Annotated in this window: 14 protein-coding genes; 11 read left to right on the plus strand and 3 right to left on the minus strand. The window is 61.7% G+C overall.

The window, feature by feature from the left end; all coding sequences use genetic code 11:
- Positions 1-281 precede the first annotated feature (281 nt).
- From ABH944_RS33135 to ABH944_RS33170, 8 genes are all read left to right on the plus strand, one after another.
- Positions 282-1,961 (plus strand): ABC-F family ATP-binding cassette domain-containing protein, encoded by a 1,680-nt coding sequence (locus ABH944_RS33135; protein ID WP_404611554.1) that lies wholly within the window; start codon positions 282-284, stop codon positions 1,959-1,961.
- 289 nt (positions 1,962-2,250) lie between these two features.
- Positions 2,251-3,513 (plus strand): multidrug effflux MFS transporter, encoded by a 1,263-nt coding sequence (locus tag ABH944_RS33140; protein ID WP_404611556.1) that lies wholly within the window; start codon positions 2,251-2,253, stop codon positions 3,511-3,513.
- Positions 3,514-3,721: 208 nt separating this feature from the next.
- Positions 3,722-4,123 (plus strand): thioesterase family protein, encoded by a 402-nt coding sequence (locus tag ABH944_RS33145; protein WP_404611558.1) that lies wholly within the window; start codon positions 3,722-3,724, stop codon positions 4,121-4,123.
- Positions 4,124-4,164: 41 nt separating this feature from the next.
- Entirely contained in the window at positions 4,165-5,511 is a 1,347-nt protein-coding gene (locus tag ABH944_RS33150; protein WP_404611561.1) for a phenylacetate--CoA ligase family protein, read from the plus strand.
- The gene (locus ABH944_RS33155; RefSeq protein WP_404611563.1) at positions 5,508-6,272 is read left to right on the plus strand and encodes an enoyl-CoA hydratase/isomerase family protein; all 765 of its coding nucleotides are present in this window, start codon (positions 5,508-5,510) and stop codon (positions 6,270-6,272) included. The genes ABH944_RS33150 and ABH944_RS33155 overlap by 4 nt, the downstream gene beginning before the upstream one ends.
- Positions 6,269-6,982 carry an HAD family hydrolase gene (locus ABH944_RS33160; RefSeq protein WP_404611565.1) on the plus strand — a complete coding sequence of 238 codons (714 nt, stop codon included), beginning with the start codon at positions 6,269-6,271 and terminating at the stop codon, positions 6,980-6,982. The genes ABH944_RS33155 and ABH944_RS33160 overlap by 4 nt, the downstream gene beginning before the upstream one ends.
- 29 nt (positions 6,983-7,011) lie before the next feature.
- The gene (locus tag ABH944_RS33165; protein WP_404611708.1) at positions 7,012-8,124 is read left to right on the plus strand and encodes a branched-chain amino acid ABC transporter substrate-binding protein; all 1,113 of its coding nucleotides are present in this window, start codon (positions 7,012-7,014) and stop codon (positions 8,122-8,124) included.
- Between the two features lie 129 nt (positions 8,125-8,253).
- Positions 8,254-10,023, plus strand: coding sequence for a sigma-54 interaction domain-containing protein (locus ABH944_RS33170; RefSeq protein WP_404611567.1), 1,770 nt, complete (start codon positions 8,254-8,256; stop codon positions 10,021-10,023).
- 148 nt (positions 10,024-10,171) lie between these two features.
- Here ABH944_RS33170 and ABH944_RS33175 read toward each other — a convergent pair whose 3' ends face one another.
- The gene (locus ABH944_RS33175) at positions 10,172-11,641 is read right to left on the minus strand and encodes an MFS transporter (protein WP_404611569.1); all 1,470 of its coding nucleotides are present in this window, start codon (positions 11,639-11,641) and stop codon (positions 10,172-10,174) included.
- Between the two features lie 141 nt (positions 11,642-11,782).
- Here ABH944_RS33175 and ABH944_RS33180 point away from each other — a divergent pair, with 141 nt between their 5' ends.
- Complete coding sequence (locus tag ABH944_RS33180; protein ID WP_404611571.1) at positions 11,783-12,640, plus strand: LysR family transcriptional regulator; 858 nt, start codon at positions 11,783-11,785, stop codon at positions 12,638-12,640.
- A 44-nt stretch (positions 12,641-12,684) separates the two neighbouring features.
- Here ABH944_RS33180 and ABH944_RS33185 read toward each other — a convergent pair whose 3' ends face one another.
- Positions 12,685-13,539 (minus strand): LysR family transcriptional regulator, encoded by an 855-nt coding sequence (locus tag ABH944_RS33185; RefSeq protein WP_404611573.1) that lies wholly within the window; start codon positions 13,537-13,539, stop codon positions 12,685-12,687.
- A gap of 111 nt (positions 13,540-13,650) precedes the next feature.
- Between ABH944_RS33185 and ABH944_RS33190 the strand changes: the two genes are divergently transcribed.
- Positions 13,651-14,637 (plus strand): zinc-dependent alcohol dehydrogenase family protein, encoded by a 987-nt coding sequence (locus tag ABH944_RS33190; protein WP_404611575.1) that lies wholly within the window; start codon positions 13,651-13,653, stop codon positions 14,635-14,637.
- A 120-nt stretch (positions 14,638-14,757) separates the two neighbouring features.
- On the opposite strand, the gene ABH944_RS33195 is transcribed toward ABH944_RS33190, so the two are convergent.
- Positions 14,758-15,645 (minus strand): DMT family transporter, encoded by an 888-nt coding sequence (locus tag ABH944_RS33195; RefSeq protein ID WP_404611710.1) that lies wholly within the window; start codon positions 15,643-15,645, stop codon positions 14,758-14,760.
- A gap of 106 nt (positions 15,646-15,751) precedes the next feature.
- Here ABH944_RS33195 and ABH944_RS33200 point away from each other — a divergent pair, with 106 nt between their 5' ends.
- The gene (locus ABH944_RS33200; protein ID WP_404611577.1) at positions 15,752-17,155 is read left to right on the plus strand and encodes an aminotransferase-like domain-containing protein; all 1,404 of its coding nucleotides are present in this window, start codon (positions 15,752-15,754) and stop codon (positions 17,153-17,155) included.
- Positions 17,156-17,173 lie beyond the last annotated feature (18 nt).

Below are 17,173 nucleotides of genomic sequence, written 5' to 3' on the forward strand. Positions count from 1 at the left end.
CATAATTCGGACAGGTTGGCAAGGCACATGCGCCTCGTACCCATTGAGGCTCTCCCTGCTTCCGGCGCTGTCCGGCCAGGAGCCATCACTCCCGTCACTCCCGTCACTCACCGTCTGTTCCCGGCCCCGCGGCCGGAATGCCCGGTGCGCCAGTGCCAGCCTCGCTTTGTGGCCGGTGGGCACCGCAAAGCGCAAGCGGCTCTTCACTCGTGCGGCCAGAAAAGAGTCAGTCCTACCCGTCCGGTCGGCTATCATGCCAATCCTCTCCGAAGTAGCTCCTTATGATTTCAGTCCGTAATGTCACGCTGCGCCGCGGCGTCAATGTCGTACTCGACAGCGCGTCCGTCACCTTCACCCCCGGCGAAAAGATTGGCCTTGTCGGCCGCAATGGCGCCGGCAAGTCGTCCTTCTTCGGCCTTCTCAACGGCACGCTGCACGAAGACAGCGGCGAGTTCTCGATTCCCGCTGCATGGAAGATGGGCCAGGTCGCGCAGGAGATGCCGGAGACCGAGCAGAGTGCGACCGATTTCGTCATCGAGGGTGACACCGTACTGCTGGCCGCGCAGGCCGAAGTAGCCGCCGCTGAGGCCAGCGACGATGGCATGCGCATGGCACACGCCTACATGGCCCTGCACGACGCCGGTGCACACGATGCCCCCGCGCGTGCCCAAGCGCTGATCCAGGGCCTTGGCTTCAGTGATGCGCAGCTTAGCCAGCCGGTCAACAGTTTCTCCGGCGGCTGGCGCATGCGGCTGCAGCTGGCGCGCGCGCTGATGTGCCCGTCCGACTTGCTGTTGCTCGACGAACCGACGAATCACCTCGACCTCGACGCACTGGTCTGGCTGGAAGCGTGGCTCAAGCGCTATCAGGGAACCTTGGTAGTGATCAGCCACGATCGCGAATTCCTCGACGGGGTGACGCAGGTGACGGTGCACGTCGACAACGCCAAGCTCGTGCGTTACGGCGGCAACTACAGCAAGTTCGAAGACATGCGCGCTGAGCAGATGCTGTTGCAGCAGGCTTCGATGGCCAAGCAGGCGGACAAGATCGCCCACCTGCAGAAATTCATCGACCGGTTCAAGGCCACGGCCTCGAAGGCGAAGCAGGCGCAGAGCCGGGTCAAGGCGCTCGAACGCATGGAGAAGATCGCACCCGTGCTTGCCGACGCAGAGTTCACCTTCGAGTTCAAGGAGCCGCTCAACGTCCCGAACCCGCTGTTGTCGATGCTGGACGCGAGCTTCGGCTACCCGGCACCGACCGACGCACCGCCGGGCACGCCGCCCACGATCATCGTGCGGGGCATCAGCCGATCCGTGCTGGCCGGGCAGCGCATCGGCATTCTCGGTGCCAACGGCCAAGGCAAGTCCACGCTGGTGAAGACGGTGGCGCACGAGCTGGCGCCGACTGCCGGCGAAATCAGCGAAGGCAAAGGCCTGAACATCGGCTACTTCGCACAGCAGGAACTCGACGTGCTGCGTCCTCTCGACACGCCGCTGGAACACATGATCCGCCTTGCCAAGGACACGCCGGCGCACATGCGTGCCCCCGGCCAGAGTGGCACCGAACAATCGCTTCGTACCTTCCTCGGCACCTTCAACTTCAGTGGCGACATGGTCCATCAGGCGGTCGGCACGATGAGCGGCGGCGAAAAGGCGCGGCTCGTGTTGTGCATGATCGTGTGGCAGCGCCCCAACCTGCTGCTGCTCGACGAGCCTACCAACCATCTCGACCTGGCCACACGCGAAGCGCTAGGCATGGCACTCAACGAATTCGAAGGCACAGTGTTGCTGGTCAGTCACGACCGGTCCCTGCTGCGCGCGGTATGTGACGAGTTCTGGCTCGTCACCAAGGGTGGCGTCGAGCCCTTCGACGGCGATCTGGACGATTACCAGCAGTTTCTGCGCGACGAAGCCCGTCGCATGCGCGAGCAGGCTGCCGGGGAGCAGAAGGTCATCGCCTGAGTTGAGCCCCCTGGCAGTTCCGGTTTGGAAGCTGCCATAGCGCTCGCATCGAGTCGAAGGGCCGTTCGGGGTCGTACTGAGCTGCCCACGTAGCGCGGTAGTCAACCACAAAACGCCGCGCGACGCAGCTTTCAAACCATGCACCCGTAAAGGGCATCGCGTCGAAAACACGAGACGACAGGCACAATACGCGGCGATGCCACTGAATTGCGCTGCGTCCGATATTCGAACGGGCCGATCCCGCGATCCCGCGATACAGCATCACCGAATTTGCCTCTTCGATGCTTTCATGAACCCCACTATCCCCGACCGCCCTGCTCCTCCCGCGCCCACACCGAACTCGCCGCGCTTCCTGCTGTTCCTGATCTGCCTGTTCGCCTCCGCCGGGCAGCTCGCGATCGACATCTACGTGCCCGCCCTACCCGCCATGGCGCGTTTCTTTGCGACTTCGCCGCAGGCAATCCAGTCGAGCGTTTCCGGCTACATGGCGGCCTACGCGTTAGGCCAACTTGTCCTCGGGCCTGTAGCCGATGCATACGGGCGCAAGCCCGTGCTGGCTTTCGGCCTCGTCATTTTCACGATCGGCTGCCTGCTGTCGCTCGCCGCGCCGAATCTGGAGACGTTCCTCCTCGCCCGCTGTCTGCAGGGCCTCGGCATTGCCGCCACCAACTTGCTAGCGAAGGCGATCATCACCGACTCATTCTCCGGGCAGACGCTGATACATGCGTTCACCTACATGGCAATCGCGTGGGGGCTTGCGCCTATCGTGGCGCCCGTGATTGGCGCCCACCTGCAGACGTGGTTCGGCTGGCAGGCCTGCCTCGTCTTCCTGCTCGTCTATTCGCTTGTGATGTGGGCGGTGCTCTGGCGTTATCGCGAAACGTTGCTGCGCCCGGTACACCTGGAACCGCGCACCCTGATAACGAACGCGGGCAAGGTGCTCTCGAGCCCGGTGTTCCAGAGCTGCTTCCTCGCCCAGGGCCTGTGCTACAGCATCTTGCTCGTATTCAACATCATCGGACCGTTCATGGTGCAGAACACGCTGCACAAGCCACCGACCTTTTTCGGCTATCTCGCGCTCGGCATCGGGATGATGTATTTCCTGGGCGGCCTGTCGAACCGTGTGCACGGCGCGCGTCTGCCGACCGCGGAGCAGCGGCTGTACATCGGTGCTCGCGTGATGGCGGCCGCTTCGATTGCGATGCTGCTGCTTGCGCTGACGGTGGGCCTGCGCGTATGGACGCTCGCAACACCCGTGCTCGTGATGGGGTTCTGCGCAGGCGCGATGTATCCGACGTTGATGGCCAAGGGCAATTCCCTGTTCCCGCACATCGCGGGCCTGACGAGCGCGATCCTCGGGTGTGCACTGCTGCTCGTGTCATCCGCGATGATGGGATTCGCCGGCTTCTTGTCGGTCCAGGTCCTGACGCCGCTCGCGGTGTTCTTCGTGATCCTCGCGTTCGGTGTCGTCTGGATGGTGACAAAACTTCTGCGACATCTGGCGCAACTGCAGCCCGACGCAACCGTGTGCCGCAACGGCAAGGTGGCGTAGCGCGTCACTCGGGGCCGCGCAGGCGATCCGTTTCAGACATCGCTATCGAAGCGTTAAGAAAATTAACGCCAGTAACGAAATCAAACGTTCCGTTGCTTTCCACCTCCGGCAGACTTCACGCATGAAAATTTCCAGAAGCCTTACCCCATAAGGCTCCTGGAAATTGGCACGGGCCTTGCAATTACTCCTTCGTCTTAACGGAGGATTCATGCTCGAAGCCGGCTTGACAGCAACCGTCTCCATGCACGTGCGCGACGCAGATCTTGCATCGGCATTTGCTGAGACCGAAGTCGAACACTACCCCCATGTGCTATCAACGCCAGCCTTGCTCGGCCTGATGGAGCGCGCGTGCGCGAAAGCCATGGTATCCGCGCTCGGCGAAGGGCAGTTGTCTGTCGGGGTGAACACGGACATGTCGCATACCCAACCTACCGCCCTCGATGTCCTGGTGAGCGCGACAGCGACGCTTAGCAAGGTCGAAGGCGCGCTCTACTGGTTCGATGTCGAAGCGGCTGATCCTGCGGGAATAGTCGCAAGAGCAAGGCACGCCCGATCCATTGTCGATCACGTCCAGATCGAGCAACGCGCCGAGCGGCGCCGCATCGCATAAGCCCTCCGTTTCCGCCATCCCAATCACAAAAAGGTTGATTCATGGATTTGCATTCGGCGCGGCCGTCTTCGGCCGTTTATCTCGACGAGCAATTCGAAACATTGCCATTGCCCGATGTGCGTGCCCTCCAGGACGGCCTGTGGACCAGGCAATGGGATTACATCCGATCGATGTCCGCGTTCTACCATAGCAAGCTTGCAAAGTGGATAGACCACGAGGTGACGCTGGATTCACTTGCCGAGCTTCCCTTTACGGAAAAGGACGAACTCCGGGTCAGCCAGGAGAACGCTTCGCCATATGGCGACTACGCGGCGTGCGGTGAAGCATCGGTGTCTCGTCTGCACAAGACATCGGGGACGACCGGCAGCCCGCTCATCCTGGGCAATAGTGCACGCGATTCCCAATGGGTCGCTCGCGCCGGCGCACGGTCCATGTGGGCGGCGGGACTGCGGCCGACCGATCGCGTCGTGCATTGCCTCAACTACTGCATGTGGACAGGCGGCTTCACGGATCACACCATCCTTGAAGCAGCAGGCGCCACGGTGATTCCGTTCGGCGTTGGAAATACGCGCTTGCTGATTGATTCAATCCTGAGACTCGGCATCAACGCCATTTCCTGCACGCCGTCCTATCCCGGTCTCATTGAGCAGGTCTTGCGCGAGCTGGATGGCGTGGGGCCACGCGATCTGAAGCTCACCCTCGGCCTCTTTGGCGGCGAGGCCGGGCTCGACAATCCGGACCTGCGTGCAAGCATGGAAGAGAAATGGGGATTCAAGGTACGCAACGCGAACTTCGGCTTATCCGAAATCCTGAGCATTCTTGGTGGCCAGACGGACTGGACCAATGATCTGCTGTTTCACGCAAGCGACGTTGTTTTCGCAGAAGTCATCGATCCCGCGACGCTGCAGCGTTTGCCGATCATCGAAGGGACCGTTGGAGAACTCGTCTGCACGCATCTGCGCAAGGAGTGCCAGCCGCTCGTCCGTTATCGCACCCGGGATGTGGTCACGGTCACCGGCACGGACCCCGGTCCTGACGGTCGAACCGCATGGCGTTTTCGCGTAACCGGCCGCACCGACGACATGTTCAACGTGCGTGGCGTCAACGTATTCCCGAGTGCGGTACGCGTGGCCGTGGAATCCTTGCCGCACCTGAGTTCCGGCATGTTCCGGATCATGCTCAAGGGTGACGGGCCCTATGACCGCATTGCCATGACCGTGGAAGCGGCAGAAGGCATGTCCGCCGATCGCTGGCCGGACGCTGCCGCTGAAATTGAAGCGGCTATCCGCGCTCGCGTTGGCTCAACCGCCATCGTGACCATGGTCCCCTTCGAACACTTTCCGCGCACGGAAGGAAAAACCCGCTGGATCGAGAGGAATCCAAAATGAGCTACGTAACGATTGTCGGACACGGAGCCGTAAGCGTCGTGACGCTTAACCGGCCCGAACGGCTCAACGCGATCAGCGGTGACCTGCTTGAGGATTTTCATCACGCGCTGAAGCAGGTCAATGATGACGCAACCGTTCATGCGATCGTCATTGCAGGTGAAGGCCGTGCGTTCTGCGCAGGCGATGACCTGAAGGAGTTCGACCAACAAACGGAAAGCGATGCCAGTATCCGAAGTCACATAGACCGCATTCAGCGCATCACGCGGGATCTCATGTTCAACGATAAACCTGTCATTGGTGCGATCCACGGATTCGCGGTGGGCGGTGGCTTCGAGTGGCTGCTGAATTGCGATCTGGTCGTCGCGGCCGACGATCTCGTTTGCTTCTTCCCGGAAATGGCCTGGGGCCAGTTCGTCACGGGTGGCGTCACCTGGCTCTTGCCACAGGCAGTCGGTTATCAGCGCGCGATGGAATTATGGCTCCTGGGTGAGCGGCACAGCGCGCAGCAACTGCACGCGATGGGCATCGTCAATCGGGTTGTCACGCGCGAATTGCTCGTTGACACCGCGATCGACCTCGCGCAACGCGTGGCGGGCCTTTCGCGACTGTCCGTGTCGAAGCTCAAGCGGCTCGTGAACCGCGACCTGTCGACCACGCTTGCGCATAGTCTCGATCTCGAAGCCGAAGCGACCATCGACGCATTCAGGAATCCGGATGCCGCACAGCGGGTCAGCGCATTTGCAAAGAGAAAATCGCCATGAAGATCCAGGCCCTGACGTTCGACTACTTCGGCACACTCGTGGATGTGGACGCGGGTGGCACGCGCGGCATGGAAGCGGTGCTTGCACGGCTCGGCGTGGAAACGGCAAGGAGTGCCGCCGACATTTACCTGGATTGGGACATCCGCAATGTGCGGCTGTATCGGGGAGGAGCTTATCGGCGGTATCGGGATGTTGCCGAGGCGGCAATGCGAGACTGCCTCGACGCCCTCGAGCCGGGCGTATTGAGGAACCAGAACCCGGCCTCGCTGACCGATATCTTCCTCACGCACCTGGTGGAATCGTCGCCGGCTCACGGCGACGCAATACCGTTTCTCGAATGGGCCAGCGCGCATTTTCCGCTGATGCCGATCACAAACATGGACAGCGATTTGTGGCAACGCAGCCGCCTGACCCGCTACTTCGAACACGTGACGACCGCCGAGATGGCGAAGGCGTACAAGCCTTCACAGGCAATCTTCGCGCTGGCGCTGGACCGGTTGGGCGTCCCCGCATCTGACGTATTGCATTGCTCTCTCGCGAGCTGGGCGGACATTGACGGCGCGAAGCCCCTGGGCATGCAGGTCGCATGGATCAATCGCGGTGGCGAATCGCTTGGCACATGGCAGCCGCGTCCCGACTACGAGTTTTCAGACCTGTCGCCCGTACGGGATCTCTTGCAATCACTTCGCAATATCAACCTCGGGGAATGATGATGAAAATAGCACGCTCGCTGGTCGCAATGTCGGTCGTGTCGGGCCTCAGCCTGGCAGGAGCGGCGCCGGTATCGGCAGATACCATCGTAAAGATCGGTCACGCTGGACCGCTGACGGGTAGTCAGGCACAAAGCGGCAAGGACGACGAACGCGGTGTGCAACTCGCCATCAACGAACTCAATGCGAAGAAGATCAGCGTCGGCGGCCAGCCGGTGACGTTCGAACTGGTTTCTGTCGACGACCAGGCTGATCCAAAAGTGGGCGTGAATGTTGCGCAGCAACTCGTCGATGAGGGTGTGGTGGCAGTCATCGGCCACTACAACTCGGGCGTTAGCATTCCGGCCGCGCGGGTCTACAACGACGCGCACGTCGTCATGATCACGGGTGCATCGTCCAATCCCGCGCTGACCGCGCTCGGGTTTCCCTATGTGTTCCGGCTCGCCACAAACGACAACGAGATGGGCGCACGCATGGCTGACTATGCGGCCAAGGCGCTGAAGGCCAAACAGGTTGCCGTGATCGACGACAGGACCGCCTACGGCTCGGGAGTCGCCGACGTATTCGTCAAGCAGGCCGGGAAAGATGGCCTGAACGTCGTGGCCCGTGAATACGGCACCGATAAAAGTACCGATTTCAAGGGCATCCTGACCCGCATCAAGGCCGAGAATCCGCAGGTTGTTTTTTATGGCGGCTACTATGCGCAGGCCGCGTATCTCGCCCGTCAGATGAACGACCTGGGAATGAAGGCAGCGCTGGTCGGCGGAGACGGAATCTGCTCGCCGGAATTTGCCAAGTTGTCGAACAATGCCCTCGATAACCGGATGTTCTGCGCCCAGGGCGGAGAGCCGCTGGATAATCTGCCGGCCGGCAAGACGTTTCGCGAAAAATTCAAGAGCACGTTCGGTGCCGATGTCGACACCTACGCGCCGGCATTCTATGCGGCTACTCTGGTGATAGCGCAGGCCATGCAGAAGGCAAATTCAACGTCGGCACCGGTGTTTTCAAAGGTGATGAGCGAGTCGGCTTTCGACAGCATGCTCGGGCCGGTCAAGTTCGACGAGCATGGCGACTGGGTTCATGCGCCAGTGACCGTGTATCGATTGACCGGCGGAAAACTGGAACCGCTGGCTGCGCAGTAAAGGCTTAAGACAGGGGCCAACCTGCTGACCGTGTTGACCGCTGTCGAGGCGGTCTTTTTTTTGCATGCAGCGCATGTTGTACGCGACGAACTTTTTTGCCGTTGGTACCTTCTCTGGGGAACAACCATCGTGAGTTCGATCATGAACAGGGAAGGCCATCAAACAGGCGTCGAGGTTCATGCGCTCCTGGCAGCGCTGGCCGATCCGGCCTGGCAGGAAGCGCGCGATCGCGTAGCGTCGCATTCCGACATTCTCGTGCGAGTGCTCGACGGCGGAGGCTCACCGCTCGATCCGGCATTCGCGCTTTCGGAGGAGGACGAAAGCGCCATTCGTGCGCTGGTGGAAAGCGGGACCATTGATACACAACCCGTCGAGATCGGCTCAGCGTGCGCGACGCGTTTCGTCTGTGGCGCAGAACGGATCGTCATATTCGTGTCGAGCGGCGGATCATTGGACCGACCGGATCTCGCCACAATCTGCGGCCTGCTGCAAAGCGTCCTGGAAGTCGTGGTGCAACGCCATACCGAGCTCGCCGCACACGAGACGCTGATCGACGAACAGCGGGCGATCATCGATCACATTGGCGATGGCCTGATGGTGCTCGCACGCGGCGGTGTGGTGCGTCATGCCAATACGGTCGCAGGGCGCATTCTTGGTATCGACCCGGTGCAGGCGATCGGCCAGCCTTTGGAGAAGCTCATCGATTTTCAACCGATCATCGGCCCGATCTTCTCCACGGGCGTGGGCTACGTCGACCGGGAACTCATCATCGATTCGCCGGCACGTCATCTTCATCTGCTGGATACGGCGATTCCTATTAAAAATGCGTGCGGCCGGGTGGTGTCGGTCGTCAATACGTTCCGCGAATTCAAGCGCATTCGCAAGATCGTCGGCAAGTACGCCGGCAATCATGCACGCTACACGTTCGAGAATATCGTCGGTCAGAGTGCTGGACTGCTGACCGCGGTGGCGTCCGCGCGGAAGGCCGCGCGGGGTGCAGCGAACTTGCTGATAAGCGGAGAAAGCGGTGTTGGCAAAGAGGTGTTTGCGCAGGCGATCCATAACGAGAGCGAGCGGCAAGGGCATCCGTTCGTCGCGATCAATTGCGCCGCGTTACCGCACGACCTGATCGAAAGCGAGCTTTTCGGTCACTTGCCGGGAAGCTTTACGGGTGCGACTCGGGAAGGCCGGCCGGGCAAGTTCGAATCAGCCGACGGCGGAACCGTGTTTCTCGATGAAATCTCTGAATTGCCGCTGGACGTTCAGGCAAAGCTGCTGCGCGTCTTGCAGGAGCGCGAAGTAACCCGGCTGGGTGACACGCGAGGCATACGGATCGACGTGCGGATTATCTGCGCGAGCAATCGCGACTTGCAAGCGATGGTCCATGACAAGACGTTCCGCGAGGATCTCTATTACCGCTGCAATGTCATCGATATCCTGATTCCGCCGCTGCGGCAACGCGTTGACGACATACCCGTCCTTGCGAGCTTTTTCGTAGCCAAGTATGCCGCGCTGCTGCGAAAGAACATCTACGGCTTTTCACCGGAGGCAATGCAGCAACTGATCAGGTACAGGTGGCCAGGCAACGTTCGCGAGCTCGAGAACTTCGTGGAACGGGCGATGAATTTGCAGGACGACCCTTATATCAGCGACGTCAGTGCGCTGATAGCCGGCGCTCGGGGACTCGATCACACAAGCGACAGCCTGGGCAAGACTGACCCCGTGGGCGTCGTGTCACTTGCGGAAGCAGAGCGCCTCGCTATCGAACATGCACTCGGCGCTTGCGGGTTCAATATGACCCGCTGCGCGACCATGCTCTCCGTGTCCAAGCCGGCGCTCTACGCAAAGCTGAAGCGCCACGGCATCAGATTACAGCGGACCACCAGGTTATCCGGCTAGCCGGCAATCTCGACCTTTCGTCGTAAGGTCTTGGGACAAGAATATCGATCGCTGCAACAAGACCGCTTTCGAAATACCGCGATCCTTCATCCTTGTTCGGAATCGGCGGGCATGCATCTCTGAAGAGCCGGGACCAAACCGGACGCGCTTAGCCGCGGCTCACTCCCGTAGAAGCCGCTTTTGCGAGCGCGTGCCGCTGATCGGGCAGGAATAGTGAAAGCACTCCGCCAACGACCAGCAACACCACGTTGCAGCCGAGCGCGACGGCAAATGCGTGACCGAACGAGGCTGCTCCGCGACCAGCCCCAAGCTCGGCATAAAACACGCCGCCCATGACCGCAACGCCAAGCGCCGAGGCGATCTGGAATGTCGAGATGACAATTCCAGAAGCAAGACCCGCATGCTTCGGCGCGACCCCGCCGATCACCGCCTTGATGACCGACGGCATGACCGTGCCAAACCCCAGCCCGGCGATCGCGAGACCGATATCAAGGCCGTCCGCCAGCGTTCCCGCCACCGCAAGGAGCGCGACACTGAAGCCAACCACCTGCAGGGCGAAGCCGGCTGTCAGTGCGAACTTGCCAAGCCGCGCCATGACGTGAGCGGAGGCCAGGGACGCCAGGAAATAGGCGACGGCGTACGGCAACGTGGCAAGCCCTGCTTGCAGCGGCGAGAGATGCAGCCCTCCTTGCAGGTACACCGAGAACGTCAGGTAAAACGACGAAAGCGTATACAACGCGAATGCCATGGCGACGCCGACCGCGAAGCCCGCTTCGCGGAAGAGCGCGAATTCGACAAGAGGCGAACCACCCCTCGCAGCCAGGCGTGTTTCGAAGCGCACAAATAGCGTGAAGGCAAACGGCGCGGCGACGAGCATCGCGATGATCCACATCGGCCAGCCGGTTTCCCGTCCTTCTACGAGCGGATAGACCAGCAGACCCAGGGCAACCGAGAGCAGCACTACGCCGCCAAGGTCGAGACGTTGCGCGTGTTCGGCCCGCGAGTCACGCAGAAATGCCAGACCGCCGGCAAATGCCACCAGACCGATAGGCACGTTGATCAGGAAGATCGCCTGCCAGGTGAATCCCAACGGATGCAACGACACGAGCGCGCCGCCCAGCACCTGGCCGCAGATGTTCCCGAGGCCAAACGTGGCGCCATAGAGCGCGAGTGCGCGCCCCTGTTCCGCGGGAGGAAACAATACGCGGATGGAGGCCAGAACCTGAGGCGCCATGACGGTCGCGGTCAGGCCCTGCAGGATGCGCGCCGCGACGAGTGCGACAGCGGACGGCGCGAGTCCGCACAACGCCGACGCGAGTGTGAAGCCGGCAACGCCGGTCACGAACATGCGCTTGCGGCCAAACAGGTCGCCAAGCCGGCCGCCGGTGATGAGGAAAACGGCGTAGGTTGCCGCATACGCCGAGATGATGAATTCGATCTCGCCAGACGTGGCGCCGAGACTCTGCCTGATTGAAGGAAGTGCAAGGTTGACAACGTTGAAGTCGAGGATTGGAAGGAACGCCCCCGTCAAGAGGACGGATAGCGCGAGCCAGCGCCGCGGGTCAGCGGTATGCGTGTCGAGCGAAGAAAGCTGGCGCGCTTTGTCGAGTGGGCTCATGGATGTAGTCGTTCGTCGATGGATGCGGGGGCGCGAGGATCGGCCCGCCCGGTGGTCGGTGAAGACGACTATGCGGTACTATTTCTCATAACTCAACGGGATGTATGAACATATCAGTGATAACGGTTGGAGATGAATAAGATGGCAACACTCGATGTCGACGCAGTGCGCGCCTTCACACTCGTCGCGGACTTTCAGAGTTTCACGCGTGCCGCGGAGGCAATGGACACAACGCAGGCCGCGATCAGCATGAAGCTGAAACGGCTGGAGGACCGGCTCGGCCACAAGCTCATCGAACGCACGCCGCGGCTGGTGCGGCTGTCCGCGCGCGGAGCCGCGTTTCTGGATGCGGCGCGTGAGTTCGTCGCGGCGCATGAGCGCGCCCTCGCGGGACTATCGGGCACCACGCGGCGCCTCGCGCTTGGCATCAGTGACCATGTTGCAGGTCCTGACCTGCCGATACTGCTCACGCGGCTGCATGCCTACGATCCCGCATTGCTGATCGAGGTCCAGATCGAATCGTCGCGCGCGCTGCTCGACGCGTTCGAGCGCGGCAAGCTTGACGCTGCGATCCTGCGTCGCGAGGACGATCGCCGCAACGGCGAAGTGCTCGCGCTGGAGCCGCTGGGCTGGTTTGCATCGCCCGGCTTCGTGCATCGGGAAGGAGGGCCGCTGAGGCTCGCGTCGCTCTCGGCATCGTGCGGAATACGCAGCGTGGCGACGCGCAGGCTGGATGCAGCGGGGATTGCCTGGACCGAGGTGTTCATCGGCGGAGGTACGGCGGCCGTCACTGCTGCCGTGTCGGCCGGGCTAGCCGTGGGAGCGTTCGCGCATCGGGTTGCACCGCTCGGTGTCGTCGAAGTCGGCGCGGTGCTGGGCCTGCCTGTGCTTCCCTCGTCGGAGATTGTGCTGCATTCGAGTCTCTCGGATACGAAGACGCGCGAGGCCTTGCGCACGGTTGCAGCGGCATATCGGGAGCATCGATCAGCGATGCAATAACCGGCCTGCCCGAGAGTCGAACGATGGGGCTTTGAGCACACGGCTCACACATTCGCCAATCGTTCGATGACCAGATCAAGCAGCGCCCTTAGTCTTCCCAGCCGGCGGAGGTCGCGGTGGTACCCGAACCAGACGTCGCGCCCCGGCGGCGCCTCGCCAAGATCCATGCGGCGTATGCCGGCCGTATTGTCACCCAGCGGGCAAGGGAGCACCGCTAGTCCACCCCCTTCCGCACACATCCGGGCTTGCGCGCCGCGATTGTTGCTGCCGAACGCCACTTGCGCTTTTGGCAGCACACGTGTCACCCATTCGACGTCGGGCAACGTTCCAAACGCGCTGTCCATGGTGACGAGGCGGTAACCCTCGCCGTTGCCGGCCTGCGGCGGAACCATGTCGACCGGTCCGTACAGCGCGTAGTCCATGTGCATGAACTTGCGCTGGATCACGTCGGCTTCTTCGAATTGCGTAATGCGAAACAGCAGGTCCGCGTCACGTCTTGCAAGACTGAATTGGCGTGAATCGGTAACCAGCTCGATGCTCACACGCGGATTCGCTCTCAGGAATTCGGCGAAGAGTGGCGTCAGGACGTGAATGCCAAACCAGTCCGACGATGAAACCCTCAGCACACCGCTCAGATGCGGTTCCTTGCCGGCCAGCGAGCGCTGGAACGCAAGCGCCTCCTCCTCCATGCGCTCCGCATGCATCAGTACGGCCGCGCCTTCATCTGTCAGAACAAACCCGTCAGTGGTGCGCTGAAACAGGGTCTGGCCTACCGCTGCCTCGAGCGCCCGTAGCCGCCGGCCCATTGTCGGTTGTGTCTGACCGGCCTGCCTTGCAGCCGCGCCAAGCGAACCCGTGCGGGCAATCGCCAGGAAAATCCGAACATCGCCCCAGTCCATTTCGCCTCATGCATAAATGTTTGGCCGTCGTGCAATAACGTCGATTTACGTAATTTCCTGCATGGACGAATATGAATCAAGCACATTCGCTCGATTCCCCGGATAAACATCATGAACATGCAAGCGCTGGTTCTGAACCGCTATAACGGTCCGCTTGAACTGACGGAAATTCCTCGTCCCGGCGTGCAACCCGGGCAGGTGCTGGTTCGCATCAAGGCGAGCGGCCTGAATCCGCTGGATACCAAGATTCGTGCGGGCAGCGCGGCGCATGCCCAACATCCGCTGCCGTTGGTGCTGGGTATCGACATGGCGGGCGTGGTCGAGGCGGTCGGGCAAGGCGTTACTCAGTTCAAGGCGGGTGATGAGGTGTACGGAATGACGGGTGGCGTCGGCGGCATCCAGGGCTCACTTGCTCAGTTCGCAGCAGTAGATGCGCGACTGCTCGCGTTAAAACCTTCCAACCTGTCGATGAAAGAAGCCGCAGCCCTGCCGCTCAGCTTCATCACTTCTTATCAGGGGATTGTGGACAGGGCGCAGTTACAAGCGGGGCAAACAGTGCTCGTACAGGGCGGAGCCGGTGGCGTTGGACACGTGTCGGTGCAACTCGCGCAAGCATTGGGTGCTCGCGTCTTTGCAACGGCGAGCAAAGGTGATGCCGAACTCATCGCGAGTTATGGCGCGACTGGTATCGACTATCGCGAGTACTCGGTCGAGCAATACGTTCAAGAGCACACGCGAGGAGAAGGTTTCGATCTGGTAGCCGACACGGTTGGCGGAGCGACGCTGGACGCATCGTTTGCAGCGGTCAGGCAATTCGGGCATGTCGTGAGCGCGCTAGGCTGGGGGACCCATGCTCTGGCGCCATTGTCATTCCGCGAAGCAAGCTACTCGGGCGTATTCACGCTCTCGCCGCTGCTCACCGGCAAACACCGTGAACATCACGGAGAAATACTGCAGATAGCAACGCGGCTGGTCGAAGCAGGAAAACTGGTGCCCAGAGTGGATCCCCGCAGTTTCGAGCTGACTAGCGCGGACCTCGCTTATCAGGCTATTACAGCGGGAACCGCCAAGGGAAAAATAGTCGTCGACGTTCAATAGAGGCTCAGGCCGCAGGCGAGTAAGCACAAAGCACGAAGCAGGCTTTCCGGGCCGGCCGCCGCGTTCGTCCGGCGCTTGACCCGCGCCGTGCCGCTCCCATGACGACACCCTGAAAATGCACTAACGCGCTAACGCGGCATTCGCCGGTCGTGCAAACCGCTTGGCGCCAATCACGCACAGCACCACGGCCGTTGCGACCACCACCATCGGCCAGCCGACTGGCTCATGCAACAACGTCGCGGCAAGCACGAGTCCGAAGAAGGGCTGAAGCAATTGCAACTGCCCCACCGCTGCAATACCGCCCTGAGCCAGGCCGCGGTACCAGAAGACGAAACCGATCAACATGCTGAACAGGGACACGTAGGCAAGGCCCAGCCATGCCGATCCACCCACGTCCGCCCATGACGAAGGCATGGTGATCAGCGCCAGCGGCGCCATGATCGGCAGCGATAAAACCAGCGCCCAGGAGATCACCTGCCAGCCGCCGAGCTTGCGCGAGAGCCTGCCGCCTTCTGCATAACCGAGCCCGCAGACGACAATGGCCGCGAACATCAGCAGATCGCCGACAGGCGACGCCCCCGTCCCCCGGGCCAGCGCAAAACCCGCCACGAACAGCGCGCCGAACCCGGAAAAGAGCCAGAACGCCGGGCGCGGATGTTCGCCTCCGCGCAGCACCCCGAAGATGGCGGTCGAAAGCGGCAGCAAGGCAACGAAGACAACGGAGTGGGCTGCGGTGATGTGCTTGAGCGCAAGGGCGGTCAGCAGCGGGAAGCCGATCACGACGCCGCACGCCACGACCGCGAGCGAAATCAGGTCGCCCCGCTCGGGCCGCTTTTGCCGGAACACCAGCAAGAGCGCAAGTCCCAGCAAGCCCGCAATTCCCGCTCGCGCGACCGTGAGGAAGACCGGGTCGAAAGCAGCGACCGCTACCCGAGTCGCGGGCAATGAGCCGCTGAAAATCAGCATTCCGAGGAAACCGTTCATCCATCCGCTTGCCGTCTTGTCCATCATGCTCCCCTATTTTCAGCTGGCAGTATCGGTCCATGAAGCATGGATTTTCCAGAGACAGTGCACTACAGTTACGCAAAACTGTATGGGTTAAATATCAGTACACATGGAAGACACTACTACGCTTGGAACAGACGCCGGCACGCTGGTCGAGCGCGTCATGCTGACTATCAGGCAGCGGATTGCCGGACGTACCCTGGCACCGGGCGCCAAGGTTCCGTCCATCCGGGGCTTCGCTGAAACCCTGCAGGTCTCGAAGTCCACCGTAGTGGAAGCCTATGATCGCCTCGCTGCCGAAGGGGTGATCCAGTCACGCCGCGGCTCGGGCTTTTACGTCGCCGGACATCTGCCGCCGCTGTCGCTCGCCGAATTGGGCCCGCGCCTGGACCGTGTTGTCGATCCGTTCTGGGTGTCGAGACAGTCGCTGGAAGCCGGCGCGAACGCCCTGAAACCCGGTTGCGGCTGGCTGCCTGCATCGTGGCTGCCGGAGGCAGGGCTGCGCCGTGCGTTGAGATCCGTGGCGCGCACCGACGGGGCCGTGCTGGCCGACTACGGCACGTCCCTGGGGCACCCGGCGCTGCGGCAACTGCTCGCCCGGCGCATGGCGGATCGCGGCATTGAAGCCGCGCCTGACCAGATCATCCTCACCGAATCCGGCACACAAGCGATCGACCTGTTATGCCGCCTGCTGCTCGAACCCGGCGATACGGTCCTCGTCGACGACCCCTGCTATTTCAATTTCCTCGCGTTGCTGCGTGCGCACCGGGCCAAGGTCGTCAGCGTTCCGTATACGCCGGCAGGCCCTGATATCGACCTGTTCGCAAAGGCCCTCGCGGAGCATCGGCCGCGCCTCTACATCACCAACTCGGCGCTTCACAATCCGACCGGCGCCACGCTGTCTCCGGTTGTTGCACATAGGCTTCTCAAGCTCGCTGACCAGTCGGGCCTGACCATTATTGAAGACGATATCTTTGGCGACTTCGAGCACGAATCCGCGCCTCGCCTGGCAGCCTTCGACGGCCTGGAGCGAGTGGTTCACACAGGCAGCTTTTCAAAGAGCCTTTCGGCGTCGGTGCGCTGCGGTTTCATTGCGGCCCGGCACGACTGGGTCGAGCGATTGATCGATTTGAAGATTGCCACGTCATTCGGCGGTGGACGTCTTTCGGCCGAGCTCATTCTCGGCGTGCTGAAAGACGGCACTTACAGGAAGCACATGGAGAGCTTGCGAGAGCGTTTGTCCCGTTCGATGGGACAAACAAGCGCGCGGTTGCAAACGCTTGGCATCGAACCATGGATCGAACCGCGAGGCGGCCTGTTTCTCTGGTGCACGCTACCCGAAGGACTCGACGCAACAGACGTGGCCCGGCGGGCACTGGCCGAAAACGTCATCCTCGCGCCGGGCAATGCGTTCAGCGTTGCCCAGTCCGCAAGCCGCTTCCTGCGTTTCAACGTCGCCCAATCGACTGACCCGCGCGTGTTCGCCGTGCTTGAGGCTGCGATGAACGGGTGACGCTCATCGCACCAGACA

The sequence above is a fragment of the Caballeronia udeis genome (assembly GCF_044909315.1).
GTDB lineage: Bacteria > Pseudomonadota > Gammaproteobacteria > Burkholderiales > Burkholderiaceae > Caballeronia > Caballeronia udeis_A.